The organism is Streptomyces sp. NPDC001536, from assembly GCF_042894505.1.
Lineage (GTDB): Bacteria > Actinomycetota > Actinomycetes > Streptomycetales > Streptomycetaceae > Streptomyces.
Genome location: NZ_JBIAVQ010000007.1, coordinates 110,285 through 126,478, shown reverse-complemented (window position 1 = coordinate 126,478; position 16,194 = coordinate 110,285). Strand labels below are relative to the sequence as shown.

16 protein-coding genes are annotated in these 16,194 nt (G+C 72.0%); 14 read left to right on the top strand and 2 right to left on the bottom strand.

Annotated features, from left to right (window positions below):
- Positions 1 to 46: 46 nt before the first annotated feature.
- Positions 47 to 1,576, bottom strand: a complete 1,530-nt coding sequence (locus tag ACFY0U_RS20530) for an SDR family oxidoreductase (RefSeq protein WP_388637544.1) — start codon at positions 1,574 to 1,576, stop codon at positions 47 to 49.
- A 91-nt stretch (positions 1,577 to 1,667) separates the two neighbouring features.
- Here ACFY0U_RS20530 and ACFY0U_RS20525 point away from each other — a divergent pair, with 91 nt between their 5' ends.
- The 9 genes from ACFY0U_RS20525 (at position 1,668) to ACFY0U_RS20485 (ending at position 10,785) form a co-directional block, all read left to right on the top strand.
- Complete coding sequence (locus ACFY0U_RS20525) at positions 1,668 to 2,174, top strand: MarR family winged helix-turn-helix transcriptional regulator (protein WP_388637542.1); 507 nt, start codon at positions 1,668 to 1,670, stop codon at positions 2,172 to 2,174.
- A 114-nt stretch (positions 2,175 to 2,288) separates the two neighbouring features.
- The gene (locus ACFY0U_RS20520; RefSeq protein WP_388637540.1) at positions 2,289 to 4,361 is read left to right on the top strand and encodes an MMPL family transporter; all 2,073 of its coding nucleotides are present in this window, start codon (positions 2,289 to 2,291) and stop codon (positions 4,359 to 4,361) included.
- 100 nt (positions 4,362 to 4,461) lie between these two features.
- The gene (locus ACFY0U_RS20515; protein ID WP_388637538.1) at positions 4,462 to 4,650 is read left to right on the top strand and encodes a hypothetical protein; all 189 of its coding nucleotides are present in this window, start codon (positions 4,462 to 4,464) and stop codon (positions 4,648 to 4,650) included.
- 124 nt (positions 4,651 to 4,774) lie between these two features.
- Positions 4,775 to 5,557: a sulfite exporter TauE/SafE family protein gene (locus tag ACFY0U_RS20510; protein WP_388637536.1), complete on the top strand. Its 783-nt coding sequence runs from the start codon at positions 4,775 to 4,777 to the stop codon at positions 5,555 to 5,557.
- A 127-nt stretch (positions 5,558 to 5,684) separates the two neighbouring features.
- A complete protein-coding gene (locus ACFY0U_RS20505) occupies positions 5,685 to 7,271 on the top strand; it encodes an ABC transporter substrate-binding protein (RefSeq protein WP_388637534.1) in 1,587 nt (528 codons plus the stop codon).
- Positions 7,272 to 7,291: 20 nt separating this feature from the next.
- Positions 7,292 to 8,260 (top strand): ABC transporter permease, encoded by a 969-nt coding sequence (locus ACFY0U_RS20500; protein ID WP_388637532.1) that lies wholly within the window; start codon positions 7,292 to 7,294, stop codon positions 8,258 to 8,260.
- Complete coding sequence (locus tag ACFY0U_RS20495; protein WP_388637530.1) at positions 8,257 to 9,144, top strand: ABC transporter permease; 888 nt, start codon at positions 8,257 to 8,259, stop codon at positions 9,142 to 9,144. The genes ACFY0U_RS20500 and ACFY0U_RS20495 overlap by 4 nt, the downstream gene beginning before the upstream one ends.
- A 44-nt stretch (positions 9,145 to 9,188) precedes the next feature.
- The gene (locus ACFY0U_RS20490) at positions 9,189 to 10,100 is read left to right on the top strand and encodes an ABC transporter ATP-binding protein (RefSeq protein ID WP_388638260.1); all 912 of its coding nucleotides are present in this window, start codon (positions 9,189 to 9,191) and stop codon (positions 10,098 to 10,100) included.
- A complete protein-coding gene (locus tag ACFY0U_RS20485; RefSeq protein WP_388637528.1) occupies positions 10,093 to 10,785 on the top strand; it encodes an ABC transporter ATP-binding protein in 693 nt (230 codons plus the stop codon). The genes ACFY0U_RS20490 and ACFY0U_RS20485 overlap by 8 nt, the downstream gene beginning before the upstream one ends.
- On the opposite strand, the gene ACFY0U_RS20480 is transcribed toward ACFY0U_RS20485, so the two are convergent.
- A complete protein-coding gene (locus ACFY0U_RS20480; RefSeq protein WP_388637526.1) occupies positions 10,774 to 11,682 on the bottom strand; it encodes a LysR family transcriptional regulator in 909 nt (302 codons plus the stop codon). The genes ACFY0U_RS20485 and ACFY0U_RS20480 overlap by 12 nt on opposite strands.
- A 137-nt stretch (positions 11,683 to 11,819) precedes the next feature.
- Here ACFY0U_RS20480 and ACFY0U_RS20475 point away from each other — a divergent pair, with 137 nt between their 5' ends.
- The 5 genes from ACFY0U_RS20475 to ACFY0U_RS20455 all read left to right on the top strand — a co-directional run bounded on the left by ACFY0U_RS20475 (position 11,820) and on the right by ACFY0U_RS20455 (position 16,168).
- The gene (locus tag ACFY0U_RS20475; RefSeq protein ID WP_350955400.1) at positions 11,820 to 11,903 is read left to right on the top strand and encodes a putative leader peptide; all 84 of its coding nucleotides are present in this window, start codon (positions 11,820 to 11,822) and stop codon (positions 11,901 to 11,903) included.
- A gap of 122 nt (positions 11,904 to 12,025) precedes the next feature.
- Entirely contained in the window at positions 12,026 to 13,135 is a 1,110-nt protein-coding gene (sfnG, locus tag ACFY0U_RS20470; protein WP_388637524.1) for a dimethylsulfone monooxygenase SfnG, read from the top strand.
- 13 nt (positions 13,136 to 13,148) lie between these two features.
- Positions 13,149 to 14,366 carry an acyl-CoA dehydrogenase family protein gene (locus ACFY0U_RS20465; protein WP_388637521.1) on the top strand — a complete coding sequence of 406 codons (1,218 nt, stop codon included), beginning with the start codon at positions 13,149 to 13,151 and terminating at the stop codon, positions 14,364 to 14,366.
- A gap of 58 nt (positions 14,367 to 14,424) precedes the next feature.
- Positions 14,425 to 14,979: an NADPH-dependent FMN reductase gene (gene ssuE / locus ACFY0U_RS20460; RefSeq protein WP_388637518.1), complete on the top strand. Its 555-nt coding sequence runs from the start codon at positions 14,425 to 14,427 to the stop codon at positions 14,977 to 14,979.
- 4 nt (positions 14,980 to 14,983) lie between these two features.
- Positions 14,984 to 16,168 (top strand): SfnB family sulfur acquisition oxidoreductase, encoded by a 1,185-nt coding sequence (locus ACFY0U_RS20455; protein ID WP_388637515.1) that lies wholly within the window; start codon positions 14,984 to 14,986, stop codon positions 16,166 to 16,168.
- The last annotated feature ends 26 nt before the right edge of the window (positions 16,169 to 16,194 follow it).

Genomic DNA, 16,194 nt, shown 5'->3' with positions numbered 1-16,194 from the left:
GTGGCGGCGTCCGCCGACGGGCGACGGTCGATGGATGTGCGGGGTGTCAGCCGGCGGGGGAGGGATGGCGTGTCTCGGTGGTCGCGGTGCGGCCTGCGGTGCGTGCGATGTTGCGGGCCATCCCGCCGAACACCACGGCGTGGAAGGGGGAGACGCTCCACCAGTACGCGTGGCCGAGCAGCCCGTGCGGATGGAACAGGGCCCGCTGCCGGTAGCGGGTGCGGCCGTCGTCGTCGGTCTCCGCGTACATCTCCAGCCAGGCGAGGCCGGGCAGCCGCATCTCGGCCCGCAGCCGCAGCAGACGCCCCGGCTCGATCTCCTCCACCCGCCAGAAGTCCAGCGAGTCGCCGGCCCGCAGCCGTGCCGCGTCACGGCGCCCCCGGCGCAGACCGACACCGCCGACCAGCCGGTCCAGATTGCCGCGCACGGCCCAGGCCAGCGGGAAGGAGTACCAGCCGTTGTCGCCGCCGATTCCCTCGATGACCCGCCACAGGTCCGGCCGTGAGGCGTTCACGGGCAGCTCCCGCACATCCGTGTACAGGCTGCCGCCGGCCCAGTCGGGGTCGGTGGGCAGCGGGTCGCTGGGGGCGCCGGGGAACGACGCCGAGGACCAGCGTGTCGTCACCTGTGCGTCGCGGACCCGCTGGAGGGCCAGCCGTACCGCCTCGTCGAAGCCGATGGGATGGCCGGGCGGATCGGGCACGTACCGGGCGATGTCGTGCTCGCGGCAGACGACCTCGTGGCGCAGGGACTCGGCGAGCGGCCGCGCGATGGCGGCCGGTACGGGCGTCACCAGTCCGACCCAGTGACTGGACAGGCCGGGGGTGAGCACGGGCACGGGGAGGATGATCCGCCGCGGAAGCTCCGCGACGGCCGCGTACCGGGTCATCATCTCCCGGTAGGTGAGGACGTCCGGCCCGCCGATGTCGAAGGCGCGGTTGACCTCGGCCGGCATACGGGCGCTCCCGGCGAGGGCGCGCAGCACGTCCCGCACCGCCACCGGCTGGATCCGGGTGCTGACCCAGCTCGGGGTCACCATCACCGGCAGCCGTTCGGTGAGGTAGCGCAGCATCTCGAAGGACGCCGAGCCCGAGCCGATGACGACCGCCGCCCGCAGGACGGTGGCGGGCACGCCGGAGGCCAGCAGGATGCGGCCCACCTCGGCCCGTGAGCGCAGATGCGGCGACAGCTCCCGCTCCGGCACACCTTCGGGGGTGAGTCCGCCCAGGTAGACGATCCGCCGTACGCCCGCGGCGCGGGCCCGCTCGCCGAAGATCCGGGCCGCCCGCCGGTCGGTCTCCTCGAAGGTGTCGCCGGTGCCGAGCGCGTGGACCAGGTAGTAGGCGACGTCGATCCCGCGCATGGCGTCGGCGACCGCCTCCTCGTCCAGCACGTCCCCGCGCACCACCTCCGCCTCGCCCGCCCAGGGATGGTCGCGCAGCTTGCCGGGGGACCGGGCCAGACAGCGCACCCGACACCCCTCGGCCAGCAGCACGGGGACGAGCCGGCCTCCGATGTATCCCGTAGCGCCGGTCACCAGGCAGCGCGGCCCGGGTCCGGTGTCCTCGGCGTTCATCAGTCCTCGGTCCTCCGTCTCGACGTACCCCCTGTGATCACTTCCACCGCCGGAGCCGTAACGGATGCGGGCGCTTCTATAGGCTGCTCGCGTGGCCACAGCAGACGACCCGGACCAGCACACCGCGACCGCGGGACCTCCCGCAGTTCCCCCGGGGACCGATCTTCAATCGCTCGCCGTCCAGCTGCGGCGGATGAACGGCGAGATCAACCGTCTGGTCCACGGGTTCGCCGGGGAGCACGGACTGCACGCCACCGATGTGCAGGCGCTGGCGGCCATCCTGGACGCCGACGGGCCGATGACGCCGGGGCGGCTGCGCGCACACCTCGGGCTGACCTCCGGAGCCGTCACCGCCTGTCTGGACCGGCTGGAGGGGGCCGGCCACATCCGCCGCGTCAGGGAGAGCAGCGACCGGCGGGTGGTGCACCTGTACTACGCGTCCGACGCCAAGGTGGCGGCCCGTACGTACTTCCGTCCTCTCGCCAGGGCCGCCGAGCAGGCTCGCGCGCGCTTCACGGAGGAGGAACTCGCGGTGGCGGCCCGTTTCCTCGCGGCGATGAACGAGGAGATGTCGACGCTCAGGTCCACGGGGACCTGAAGAACTCCGCCTCGGCTGCATCCAGGGACCCCCTACCCAGAGAAAGCTCAATGATTGAGATTGTTTATTGTTGAGACACTTCGTTGAGGTACCTGTTCATCGACCGGGAGAACCATGTCCCTCACCCCGCGCCGAGGCCGCTTCCTCGTGCCGTTCCTCCTGCTCGTCGTCTGGCTCGGCATCGGAGGCGTCCTGGGCCCCTACGCCGGACGGCTCGGCGAGGTCGCCACCAACGACCAGGCCGCCTTCCTGCCGCGCAGCGCCGAATCCACCGAGGTCATCGCCGCCCAACGGGCCTTCCGGCAGGACGAGTCGCTACCGGTGATCGTCGTCTGGACCGACGAGAAGGGCGGCCCGGTCCAGGACCGCCAAGCCGCGGCCGGAGCCGCGCTCGCCTCCCTCGGCGACCTGCCGGGCGTGGTCGGGAACGTGTCGCCCGCGCTCGTCTCCAAGGACCGCGAGGCCCTGGAAGGCGTCGTCCAGCTCAGGCCCGACCTCGGCGACCGGCTCCCCGACGCCCTCGACCGCGTCCGCGACGCCGCCGAGCGCGTCCCCGGCAGCACCGTCCAGCTGGCGGGCCCGGCGGCGACCCAGGCGGACCTGTCGGAAGCCTTCGCCGGCATCGACGGACTGCTCCTGGCCGTCGCCCTGGCCACCGTCCTGGTCATCCTGCTGCTCGTCTACCGCAGCGTGCTGCTGCCCCTCGTGATCATCCTCGGGGCCGTCTTCGCGCTCGGCCTCGCCTGCGCCGTCGTCTACGTCCTCGCCGACCATGACGTCGTCAGGGTCGACGGCCAGGTCCAGGGCATCCTGTCCATCCTGGTCATCGGCGCCGCCACCGATTACGCCCTGTTGCTGACGGCGCGTTACCGGGAGGAACTGGCCGCGCGGACCGACCGGTTCGCGGCCGTGCGGGCCGCGCTGCGGCAGTCGTGGGGAGCGATCGTGGCCAGCGCCGCGACCGTCGCCCTGGGGCTGCTCGCCCTGCTGATCAGCGACCTCACCAACAACCGCGCGCTCGGGCCGGTCGGCGCGATCGGCATCGGCTGCGCCGTGCTCAGTTCGCTGACCTTCCTGCCGGCGGTGCTCGTCCTGCTGGGCCGCTCCGCGTACTGGCCGGCCGCCCCACGCCCCACGACCGCCGGTCATGGTGTCTGGCGGCGCGTCGCCGCCCTGGTCGACCGCGCGCCCCGCAAGGTGTGGGCCCTGAGCCTCGCGGGTCTGCTGGCCTGCGCCGCCTTCGCGCCCACCCTCAGCTCCCGAGGTGTCCCGCTCGCCGAGTCCTTCGTGGACCAGGCGCCCTCCGTGACCGCGCAGCAGACGCTCGCCCGGCACTTCCCCGGCGGCTCCGGCAACCCCGCCGTCGTCATCGCCGACGCCGACCACCTCGACCGCGTCGTCCGCACGGCCCTGTCCACCCAGGGCGTGGCCGCCGCGGCGGGCGTCACGGAGTCCGGGCGGCCCGGCGGTGACCCGCTGGTCGTCGGCGGACGGGTACGGGTCGACGTCACGCTGGCGTCCGCCGCCGACAGCGACGCCGCCAAGGAGACCGTGGCCCGGCTGCGCACGGCTCTGCACGCGGTGCCCGGCGCGGACGCCCTCGTCGGCGGCTACACGGCCCAGCAGTACGACACCCTGCGGACGGCCGAACGGGACCGCACACTCATCGTCCCCGTCGTCCTCGTGATCATCTTCGTGATCCTGACCGTTCTGCTGCGCTCCCTGCTGCTGCCCGCCCTGCTGGTGGCCACCGTGGCGCTCAACTACCTCGCCACGCTGGGCGTTTCGGCCCTGGTCTTCCGGCATGTGTTCGGCTTCGGCGGTACCGATCCGTCGGTGCCGCTGTACGGCTTCGTGTTCCTCGTCGCCCTCGGCGTCGACTACAACATCTTCCTCATGTCCCGGGTGCGGGAGGAGTCCCTGCTCCACGGGGTGCGCCAGGGAGTGTTGCGTGGTCTCGTCGGCACCGGGGGCGTGATCACCTCGGCCGGCGTGGTGCTCGCGGCGACGTTCGCCGCGCTCGGGGTGATCCCGCTGGCGTTCCTGGCGCAGATCGCGTTCATCGTCGCCTTCGGGGTGCTCCTCGACACCCTGGTCGTGCGCTCGCTGCTCGTCCCCGCGCTGGCCCGCGATCTCGGGGCCGTCGCGTGGTGGCCCGGGGCCGGCGCGTTCCCCGCCTCCAAGTGACCGGTTCCGTCATACGAGTTCGGGTCGCCGGGACATGAACGCGTCGGATACGGGCAGGCGAAAGGCACGACGCTCGCTCGTCGTTACGACTCGAAGGCCGATGCTGGAGGTGTCTTCCGCTATGAGCGCGAAGGTGTTGGAGCGGTTCCCTGCGGGAGCTCCGCGCGGATCGTGGCCGGCGGAGGAGTACGCGGCGGAGCGACGCGAGAAGGGTGAACCGGCGACGGTCGTCATGGACCTGAAGTCGGACGCGTTCCTGGTCGTGGTCCCGGCACCGGAGGACGACTGACCCCGGCGTACCGCCCGACTCGTCCGCCGCTCTCTGACGGAGCGGGCCCGAGCCCGTCATCGATGAAGGTCCACGCCCCGTCGGCATGTTTCACTTGCTCCTCGCATTCGAGACCGGGGGAGCAATGGCAGCGCCGACGGAGCTGTACGGTCTGGTCGCCGGACTGACGATCGCGGTGGTGACCGCACCGGTCGGGGTCTCGGGCGCCGTGTTCCTGTTGCCCGTACAGCTGAGCGTGCTCGGCGTGCCCAGTCCGGCCGTCACTCCCACCAACCTGCTGTTCAACGTGGTGGCCGGGCCGGGAGCTTTGTTGCGCTACCGCCGGGACGGTCTGCTGAACAGCCCGCTGGCCCGGCTTCTGGTGGCCGGCACCCTGCCGGGAGTGGTCATCGGCGCGGTGGTGCGGGTCTTCGCCGTCCCCGGGGCCACGGTCTTCCGTCTGCTGGTCGCCGGTCTGCTGATCCCGCTGGGCCTGTGGCTCGTCGGTCGCACCCTGCGGCCCGCCCGGGCGGCAGCGACAGCGGCTCCGTCGCCGCGCGCCATCAGCGGACTGGCCCTGGTCGTCGGGGTCCTCGGGGGGATCTACGGCATCGGCGGCGGCTCCCTCCTCGGGCCGGTCCTGGTCGGCCGCGGCATGCCCGTCGCCCAGGTCGCCCCGGCAGCGCTCGCCTCCACCTTCGTCACCTCGGTGGCCGGTGCCGCGACCTTCGCGCTGCTGTCCCTCGCCGGTTCCGGCGACATCGCCCCGGACTGGTCCCTGGGCCTGGCCTGCGGCGTCGGCGGCCTGATCGGCGGCTACCTCGGCGCACACCTCCAGCCCCGCCTCCCCGAGACGGCACTGCGCATGCTCCTGGGCGGCCTGGCCTGCGCCCTCGGAGCCCTCTACGCGGTCCAGTCCCTGCGCTGACCTGCCCGTCGCGCGGTCGAGTTCCCCCTGACGGACGCCGCGGCACGTACGAGTCGACTCAGGTGACAGCCGCACCCTCTATTGCACTTAATATGCAACAACTAATAATCTTCAATAGGGGGAGCTCATGACGACCCGATGGATACGAGGCGCCGCCGTCGCCACGGCGATGGCGGGCGGGGTCGCCGCGTGCTCGGCGCCGGGCGAAAGCGCGAGCGACGGCGCGGCCGCCGACTCGGTGGTGATCGGGGTGAGTTCGGAGCCGGACACCCTCAGCCCGCTGCTCGGGTACGGCAAGGACGGCAACTCGAAGATCTTCGACGGACTGCTCGCCCGGGACACCGACCTGAAACTGCGGCCGGCCCTGGCGAAGGCGCTGCCGGAGATCGGGGACGACGGCCGCACGTACACCTACACCCTGCGCGAGGGCGTCGAGTTCAGCGACGGCGAGCCGCTGACCGCCGCCGACGTCGTCTTCACCTACGAGACGATCCTGGACGCGAAGACCAACAACACCGCCCGCAGCGAACTGAACGCCGTCAAGGAGGTACGGGCGGACGGCGACGACAGGGTCGTCTTCACCCTGAAGTACCCCTACGCGCCCTTCGCCGCCCGCACCGTCCTGCCGATCGTCCCCGAGCACATCGCCGGCGAGCAGGACCCCAACACCGGCGCCTTCAACACCGAGCCGGTCGGCACCGGCCCGTACGTCCTGGCCGACTGGCGCAAGGGCGAGAAGCTCACCTTCAAGGCCAACCCCCGCTACTGGGGCGGCGTACCGAAGGTGAAGACCCTCACCATGGCGATCGTCGAGGACGACGACGTACGCGCCACCCGGCTGCGCTCCGGCGACCTGGACGGCGCCGTCCTCCCGCCCGACCTCGCCGCCGCCTTCAAGGACGACGCGGACAAGAAGACGTACGAGGCGAAGTCCTACGACTTCCGGACCGTCACCCTCCCCACGGCGGGCGAGGTCACCGGTGACCGCGCGATCCGCCAGGCCCTGGACGCCGCCGTCGACCGCGAGACCATGGTCGACAAGATCCTCGACGGCGCGGGCCGCGCCGCGTACGGGCCGCTGCCGGTCGACGACCCCTGGTTCGCCAAGGGCATCGAACACGGTCAGGACCTGGACAAGGCCCGGCGGCTCCTGGACGAGGCCGGCTGGAAGGCCGGCGGCGACGGCGTCCGCGCCAAGGACGGCCGCAAGGCGTCGTTCACCCTGCTCTACCCCTCGGGCGACAAGGTCCGCCAGGATCACGCCCTCGCCTACGCCTCCGATGCCAAGAAGGCCGGCATCGAGGTGAAGGCGGAGAGCGCCACCTGGGAGGTCATCGAGCCGCGGATGAAGGACGACGCGGTCCTCGCGGGCGGCGGCAGCACCGGCGACCCCGACTTCGGCCTCTACACGCTGCTGCACTCCTCCCTCGCCGGGAACGGCTTCAACAACATGGGCCGCTACGACAACCCGGCCGTCGACGAGGCCCTCGACACCGGCCGCCGCAGCCGCGACGAGGCGACCCGGAAGAAGGCGTACGACACCCTCCAGCGCGAGCTGGTGAAGAACCCCGGCTCCACCTTCCTCACCCACATCGACCACGTCTACGTGCTCGCCGACCGCTGGGACGGGCTGACCACCCAGCTGGAACCGCACGAGCACGGCTTCGCCAGCGGCCCCTGGTGGAACCTCGAGGACTGGCAGCCGAAGAAGTGACCCGACTCCCCTGGGGAGCGATGGCGCAACTGGCTGGACGGCGGGCCCTGTTCGCCGTCCCCGTCCTCCTCGTCGTCACCTTCGGCGTGTTCGCCATCGCCGCCGCCTCCCCCTTCGACCCGGTCAAGGCCTACGCCGGGACCGCCGCCCTGGGCGCCGACCAGGAGACCCTGGACCGGCTGCGGACCAACCTCGGTGTGGACCAGCCCTTCGCCGAACGCTGGTGGCACTGGCTCACCTCCGCGCTCGGCGGCGATCTGGGGCAGTCCAGCGTGATGCGGCAACCGGTGACCGAGGTGATCGGCGAACGCCTGGTCTGGTCCGCGCTGCTGTGCGCGGTCGCGTTCGTCGTGGCCGTGCTCGCGGGCACCCTGTTCGGCGCGTTGGCGGCCCACCGGCAGGGCGGGTGGCTGGACCGCACGGTCACCTCGCTCGCCTACACCCTGTCGGCGGCCCCGGTGTTCTGGGTGGCCCTGCTCGTCATCTGGCTGTTCGCGCTGAGGCTGGACATCCTCCCGGCGGGCGGCCTCACCGACACCGCCAGCGAACAGGTCACCGCGGGCCAGGTCACGAGCCACCTCGTCCTGCCCGCCGGGGTCCTCGCCGTCTCCCAGCTCCCGTGGTTCACCCTGTACGTCCGTCAGGGCGTCGCCGACGCGCTCGCGGAGGACCCGGTACGCGGCGCCCGCGCCCGGGGCCTGAGCGAACGCACCGTCCTGTTCGGCCACGCCCTGCGCTCCGGACTGCTGCCGGTGCTGACCCTGATCGGCTCCCGCGTCCCCGAACTCATCACCGGCGCCCTCCTGGTGGAGAGCGTCTTCAGCTGGCCCGGCATCGCCGCGGCCACGGTCCAGGCGGCCACCGCCGTCGACTTCCCGCTGCTGGCCGCCCTGACCACGCTGGCCACCGCCGCCGTGCTGCTCGGCAACCTGTTCGCGGACCTTCTGTACGGACTCTTCGACCCGAGGGTGAAGCTCAGTGACATGTGATTTCCGTGGCTGAGGCCGCAGTCGAGAGGGAGTGGCGGTCCCACGGCATCCGCCGCCGCTCCACTCGGGCCGTCCGGGTGCGTACCTCCGTCGCACTGGTCGCCCTGACGGTCCTCGCGGTGCTGCTCGTCCCGCCCCTGGTCCAACTCGACCAGCAGACCGTCGACCTGGCGTCGAAACTGCAACCGCCTTCCTGGGCCCACCCGTTCGGGACCGACGACGTCGGCCGCGATCTGCTCCTGCGCTGTGTCTACGGGCTGCGGGTGTCCCTGCTCGTCGGTGTGGTGGCGGCGCTGACGGCGACCGTGATCGGGACGGCCGTCGGAGCCGCGGCCGGGGCGCTCGGCGGCTGGGTCGACCGGGGCGTGATGCGGCTGGTCGACACCTTCTCGTCCGTGCCCCACCTGCTGCTCGGGATCTTCATCGTCGCCATGTTCCGGCCGGGCATCTGGCCCGTGGTGGTCTCGGTCGGGCTCACCCACTGGCTGTCGACCGCCCGGATCGTCCGTGCCGAGGTGCTGTCCCTGCGCTCGCGCCCGTACATCGACGCCGCCGTCTCCGGAGGCGCGTCGAGGTGGCGGGTGACCGTACGCCACCTGCTGCCCGCCGTGCTGCCGCAGGCCGCCCTGGCCGCCGTACTGATGGTGCCGCACGCCATGTGGCACGAGTCGGCCCTGTCCTTCCTGGGACTCGGGCTGCCCGCCCACATGGCGAGCCTCGGCAACCTCGTCCAGGACGCCCGAGGCTCGCTGCTCGCCGGGCAGTGGTGGCCGACGCTCTTCCCCGGCCTGTTCCTCATCGTCCCCACGCTCGCCATCGCCGGTCTCGCGGGGGCCTGGCGGGAACGGATCAACCCCCGCAGACGATCGGAGCTGATGCTGTGACCGCCACCGTCCTGTCGGTACGCGGCCTGTCGGTCCGCTTCCTCATGCCCGGCGGACGCCGGGTCGCCGCCGTCACCGACGCGCACTTCGACGTGGCGGCGGGGGAGTGCCTGGCGCTGATCGGAGAGAGCGGCTGCGGCAAGTCCGTCCTGGCCTCCGCCCTGCTGGACCTGCTCCCGGCCAACGCGCAGACCGCCGGCGAGGCCCGCCTCGGCGACCTCGACCTGCTCACGGCGGACGAGCGCACGCTGGCCCGCACGGTCCGGGGCCGTCGTATCGGACTCATCCCGCAGAGCCCGGCCGCACACCTCACCCCCGTACGGACGATCCGCTCCCAACTGGAGGAGACCGTCGGCGAGTTGACCGGAGCACGGGGACGCGCGGCGGTGCGCGCCGCCGCCGAGGCAGCCGCCGAACGCGCCGCGTTCCCCGCCGACCACCTCGACCGCCACCCGCACCAACTCTCCGGCGGCCTCGCCCAACGCGCCGCGACCGCCCTCGCCCTCGTCGGCGACGCACCCCTGCTGCTCGCCGACGAACCGACGACCGGACTCGACCGCGACCTGGTGGACCACACGGTCGACGAGCTGCGACGCCATGTGGACGAGGCCGACCGGGCCCTGCTGATGATCACCCACGACCTTGCCGCGGCCGAACGCATCGCGGACCGCGTGGCGGTCATGTACGCGGGCCGCATCGTCGAACTGACCGACGCCGACGCCTTCTTCGGCACACAGGGCCCCCGCCACCCCTACGGTCGCGGCCTGCTCCAGGCCCTGCCCGACCGTGCCTTCACCCCCATCCCCGGCATGCCACCCGAACTCGGCGACCTCCCCGGGGGCTGCGCCTTCGCCGCTCGCTGCGACCGGGCCACCGAAGCGTGCGCCGACCGGCCGCCGATGGCGGACACGGTCGCCTGCCACCACCCGTACGTGCCGGAGGACATCCGTGCTTGAACTACGCGCCGTCACGGCCGGATACGACCGACGCACCCCCGTGGTCCGGGACGCGTCCCTGACCGTCGCCCCCGGCGAAGCCGTCGGCCTGCTCGGCCCCAGCGGCTGCGGCAAGTCCACCCTCGCCCGGGTCGCGGCCCTGCTGCACCGCCCCGACTCCGGAACGGTGCTGTTGGACGGCGAACCGGTGCGCCGCTGGCGCCACCGCGCGCCACGCGAGCAGCGCACGGCCTTCGGCGTCGTCTTCCAGCAGCCCAGGCTCTCCGCGGACCCCCGCCTGCGCCTCACCGACCTGATCGCCGAACCGCTCCGCGCCACGGGCCGCCGTGAGGAGGCGGCGGACCGGGTCGCCGAGTTGGCCACCACCGTGGGCCTGACCCCCGACCTGCTGAACCGGCGCCCGCACGAGGTCAGCGACGGCCAGCTCCAACGCGCCTGCCTCGCCCGTGCGCTGGTCCTCCGCCCGCGCTGGCTGATCTGCGACGAGATGACGGCCATGCTGGACGCCTCCACGAGCGCCGCGCTGGTCGCGGCCGTCGAGGAGTACCGCGACAGCACCGGCGCGGGCCTGCTCGCCGTCGGCCACGACCGCACGCTCCTGCACCGGTGGTGCGACCGAGCCGTCCACTGGGAGTCCGTGATCCCGGCCCCGGCCCAGAAGGGTGCCCGGCGTTCAGTCTCCTGAGACCAGCGCCCGGGCCCGCGCCACGAACACATCGCGCAGATCCTGGACCGCGCGCGGCACCGGGTCCGCGCGGCGGCGCTGGAGCATCAGCAGGACGCGGGTCGAGTCGTCGGTGAGCGGGCGGTGGGTGAGCGCGCCGCCGCGTACCAGCGGATCGTCCACGACGCTGAAGTCCGGCAGCACGGTCACCCCGAGCCCCTCCGCCACCATCAGCTTGCCCATCTCGGCACCGTCGGTGGAGTACGCGAACGAGGGCGCCCGGCCGTCCAGCAGCCGGTGCACATAGCGGTGCATGACATAGCCCGAGCGCATCGCGATCAGCGGTGTGTCCAGGAGGTCGGTCACCGACAGGGCGGTGCGGGAGGCCAGCGGACTGTCCGGCCGCAGGCACACCACCGGCCGGCCGCGCAGCAGCTCCGTGCTCTCCAGCTCCGCCGGCACGTCGTCGCCCTCCAGATGGTTCACCAGGCCGAGATCGAAACCGCCCTCGGACAGCGCCCGGTGGATGTCGCTCTGCTGGGCGCCGACCACCTCGACCTGGGTCACCGGATGGGTGGCCCGGAACTCCCGCACCGCCGGGATCAGCAGCGGCACGGTCGCCGCGTTCACCGTGCCCACCCGCACCATCCGGCTGATGCGGTGCTGCTCACCCGCCGCCGACCGCAGCCGGTCCACCGCGTCCAGCACATTGATGATGTGCGGCAGCAGCTCCCGCCCCTCCGCGCTCATCGTCGCGCCCGACCGCTTGCGCTCCAGCAGGTCCACGCCCAGCTCCCGTTCCAGATTCCGCACCGTCTCGCTCAACGCGGGCTGGGAAAGGCGCAGTTCCTCCGCGGCCCGGCGCAGGGAACCGAGCCGGGTCACCGCGGCGATGTATTCGAGCTGTTCGGTCCGCATGTCAGGAAGAATGCGGCGCATTTCCCGGGCGTTCAAGGGTTTCCCTGTCACACCTTCGTGAAATTCAATGGTCCGCGATACGAGACCGGTCGGGTTTACCTTGACGGCCCGGACCGACGGCTGTCACGATCGAGCACATGATGATGCGACTGGACCTCACGCGGCGACGCCATGTCGACCTCGCGCGCGTCTCCAGCGCCTCCTGTTGCCCCGCGGCCTGATCACTCTCCCGAGATCCGCCGCGCTTTTCGCATTCCCCGCCTGAATTCAACGCGTCCGCGTTCCCTTTGCCGACCCCCTTGAATTCGGCGTGCTCGAAAACATTCCGCAACTGGAGTTCCGCATGCCCGCAGAGCCCGTGAAATTCGCCTACTGGGTCCCCAACGTCAGCGGGGGCCTCGTCACCAGCAAGATCGAGCAGCGCACCGACTGGGGCTACGACTACAACCGCGAACTCGCCGTCCTCGCCGAGAACAACGGCTTCGACTACGCGCTCAGCCAGGTCCGCTACATGGCCAGCTACGGCGCCGAGTACCAGCACGAGTCGACCAGCTTCAGCCTCGCCCTCCTCCTCGCCACCCAGCGTCTGAAGGTCATCGCCGCCGTCCACCCCGGCCTGTGGCACCCCGGCGTCCTCGCCAAGCTCGGCGCCACCGCCGACCACCTCTCGAACGGCCGCTTCGCCGTGAACGTCGTGTCCGGCTGGTTCAAGGGCGAGTTCACCGCCCTCGGCGAGCCCTGGCTGGAGCACGACGAGCGCTACCGCCGCTCCGAGGAGTTCATCCGCGCCCTGCGCCAGATCTGGACCGAGGACCACACCGAACTCGCCGGTGACTTCTACCGGTTGCGCGACTTCTCCCTCAAGCCCAAGCCGCTCAACACCCCCGAGCGCCCGCACCCGGAGATCTTCCAGGGCGGCAACTCCAGCGCCGCACGGCAGATGGCCGGCCGGGTCTCCGACTGGTACTTCTCCAACGGCAAGGACTTCGACGGGGTCGTCGAGCAGATCGAGGACGTCCGCAAGTCCGCCGCCGAAGCCGGCCGCACCGCACCGAAGTTCGGCCTCAACGGCTTCCTCATCGCCCGTGACACCGAGGCCGAGGCCCGCGACACCCTCCGGGAGATCGTCGCCAAGGCCGACACCGAGGCCGTCGAGGGCTTCGGCGCCGCCGTGAAGCAGGCGGGCCAGTCCACGGCCGACAAGAAGGGCATGTGGCAGGACTCCTCCTTCGAGGACCTCGTCCAGTACAACGACGGCTTCCGCACCGGGCTCATCGGCACCCCCGAGCAGATCGCCGAACGGATCGTCGCCTACAAGAAGCTCGGCGTCGACCTGCTCCTCCTCGGCTTCCTCCACTACCACGAGGAGGTCGAGTACTTCGGCAAGCGCGTCCTGCCGCTGGTACGTGAGCTGGAGGCCCAGCTCCCCGAGTCCGTCCCCGCCCAGGTCTGAGGAGGTCACCGACATGAGCACCGCCACGCACACCGACTGGCACAGCCGCCCCGCCCCCGAGACCGCCCAGGACTGGATCACCCGCGCCACCGAGGTCGCCGCCGTCCTCGCCACCGACGCCGCCGCACGCGACCGCGCCGGCGCCACCCCCTACGCCGAGGTCCGGCTCCTGAAGGACTCCGGCCTCGTCACCCTGCTCGGCCCCACGGAGCACGGCGGCGCGGGCCAGGACTGGCCGACGGCGTACCGAGTCGTCCGCGAGGTAGCCAAGGCCGACGGCTCCATCGGCCAGCTCCTCGGCTACCACTACCTGTGGAACTGCGCCGCCCGGCTGGTCGGCACCCGCGAACAGTGGGAGCACGTCGAGGCCGAGGCCGCCCGCAACCGCTGGTTCTTCGGCGGAGCCGTCAACCCGCGCGACAAGGACGTGACCGTCACCGAGGACGGCGACGACCTCGTCTTCACCGGCCGCAAGTCCTTCTCCACCGGCAGCAAGGTCTCCGACGTCACCGTCCTGGAAGGCGTCCTCGAAGGCACCGACGACCACGTCTTCGCCATCGTGCCCTCCGACTCCGAGGGCCTGACCTTCCACGACGACTGGGACAACATCGGCCAGCGGCTCACCGAGAGCGGCGGCGTCACCCTCGACGGCGTCCGCACACCGTGGTCGTCGGCGGCCGGATACGTCGACAAGGTGTTCCAGCCGCGTGTCTACAACACCCTGAACGTCCCCACCATCCAGCTGGTCTTCGTCAACTTCTACCTGGGCATCGCGGGCGGCGCCCTGGAGACGGCCGCCGCCTACACCCGGGAGAAGTCCCGCTCCTGGCTGCACGGCGGCCACGAGCGCGCCGTCGACGAGCCGTACGTCATCGACATCTACGGCGACCTCACCGCGAAGCTGTGGGCGGCCGAGGCGCTCGCCGACACCGTCGCCGCCGAGGGACAGAAGCTGCACGACGACCCCGACGCGGTCACCGAGCAGACCCGCGGCGACTTCGAGGTGCGGGTCGCGGCCGTGAAGGCGCGCGCCACCGACGTCGCCCTGGAGATCTCCCACCGCGTCTTCGAGGCCACCGGCGCCCGCTCCACGGCCACCGACGAGGGCCTCGACCGGTTCTGGCGCAACGTCCGCACCCACACCCTGCACGACCCGGTCGCCTACAAGCGCCGCGAGGTCGGCCGCTGGGTCCTCGAAGGCGAACTGCCCGAACCCACCTGGTACTCCTGACCGCTTCCCCGGGGGCGCCCGCCGTGTGCGGGCGCCCCGCTCCCCGAAAGAGGACCGCATGGCCACCGTCCTGTCCGTCTCCGGCAGCCCCTCCGCCTCCTCCCGCACCAACCGCCTGCTGCGCCACCTCGACCAGCGGCTGACCGCCCAGGGCCACCAGGTGATCCCGCTCGACGTCCGCACCATCCCCGCCGAGGCCCTCCTCGGCGCCGACTTCAAGCACCCCGCGATCGTCGAGGCCACCGAGCTCTTCGCCCGCGCCGACGGCGTCGTCGTCGCCACCCCCGTCTACAAGGCGTCGTACTCCGGAGTCCTCAAGGCGCTCCTCGACCTGCTCCCGCAGTACGCCCTCACCGGCAAGACCGTGCTCCCGCTCGCCACCGGCGGCACCACCGCCCACGTCCTCGCCATCGACTACGCGCTGCGCCCGGTCCTCAACTCCATGGGCGCCGCCCACATCGTCCAGGGCTGGTTCACCCTCGACAAGGACATCACCGTGCACGAGGACGGCACCCTCAGCGTCGCCGCGACCAGCACCGAGGCGCTGACCCAGGTCGTGGACCAGTTCTCGGCGACCCTGGGCCGCACCCCGGTCCTGGCGGCGGCGAGCTGACCTGATGACCGCCCATGTGATCGCCGACGACGCGCAGGCCCTCGCCGTCGCGGCCGCCCTGGCCGAGGAGTTCCGCGCGGGAGCCTCCGCGCGGGACACCGAACGCAGGCTGCCGCGCGCCGAGTTGGACCGGCTCTCCGCGTCCGGCCTGCTCGCCGTCACCGTGCCCGCGGAGCACGGCGGAGCGGACGTCGGCCCGGGGACCCTCGCCGAGATCTTCCGGCTGCTCGCCTCCGCCGACGGCAGCCTCGCGCAGATCCCGCAGAGCCACTTCGCCTACGTCAATGTGATCCGCCGTCAGGGCACCGAGGAGCAACGGAAGTTCTTCTTCGCCGAACTCCTCTCCGGCCGTCGCTTCGGCAACGCCCAGTCGGAGGCGGGCACCAAGCACGTCCAGGACATCCGCACCCGCCTGACACCGCGGCCGGACGGCTCGTACGTCCTCGACGGCGTCAAGCACTACTCCACCGGCGCCCTCTTCGCGGACTGGATCCCCGTGCTCGCCCGCGCCGAGGACGACAAGCTCCACGTCGCGTACGTGCCCCGGGACGCACCGGGCCTGACCGTGATCGACGACTGGGACGGCCTCGGCCAGCGCACCACCGCCAGCGGCACGGTTCGCCTCGAAGGCGTTGAGGTCCCGGCCGACCGGGTCCTGCCTCATCACCTCACCTTCGAGGGCCCGCAACTCCATGGTGCCGTTGCCCAGTTGCTGCACGCCGCCATCGACGCCGGGATCGCCGGGGGTGCGCTGGCGGAGGCGGCGGAGTTCGTGCGCACGAAGAGCAGGCCGTGGTTCGAGAGCGGCCTGGAGACGGCCGCCGAGGACCCGCTGCTGATCCAGAGGTTCGGCGAACTCGCCCTCCAGGTGCGGGCGTCGGAGGCGCTGCTGCGGGAAGCTGCGCGCGCTGTGGAAGCGGCCCAGGCCGATCTCACCGACGACTCCGCCGCAGAGGCGTCCATCGCCGTCGCCGCCGCCAAGGTGCAGGCCGCGAACGCCGCCGTCGACGTGGCGAGCGCGCTCTTCGAGGTCTCCGGCACTCGCTCGGCGCTCAACTCCCTGAATCTGCACCGCCATTGGCGCGATGCCCGCACCCACACCCTGCACGACCCGACCCGCTGGAAGATCCAGCACATCGGCCGGTACGTGCTCAACGGCACCAGGCCACCCCGCCACGGCCTGCTCTGACCCTGCACCCCGAAGGCCCCGAAGAT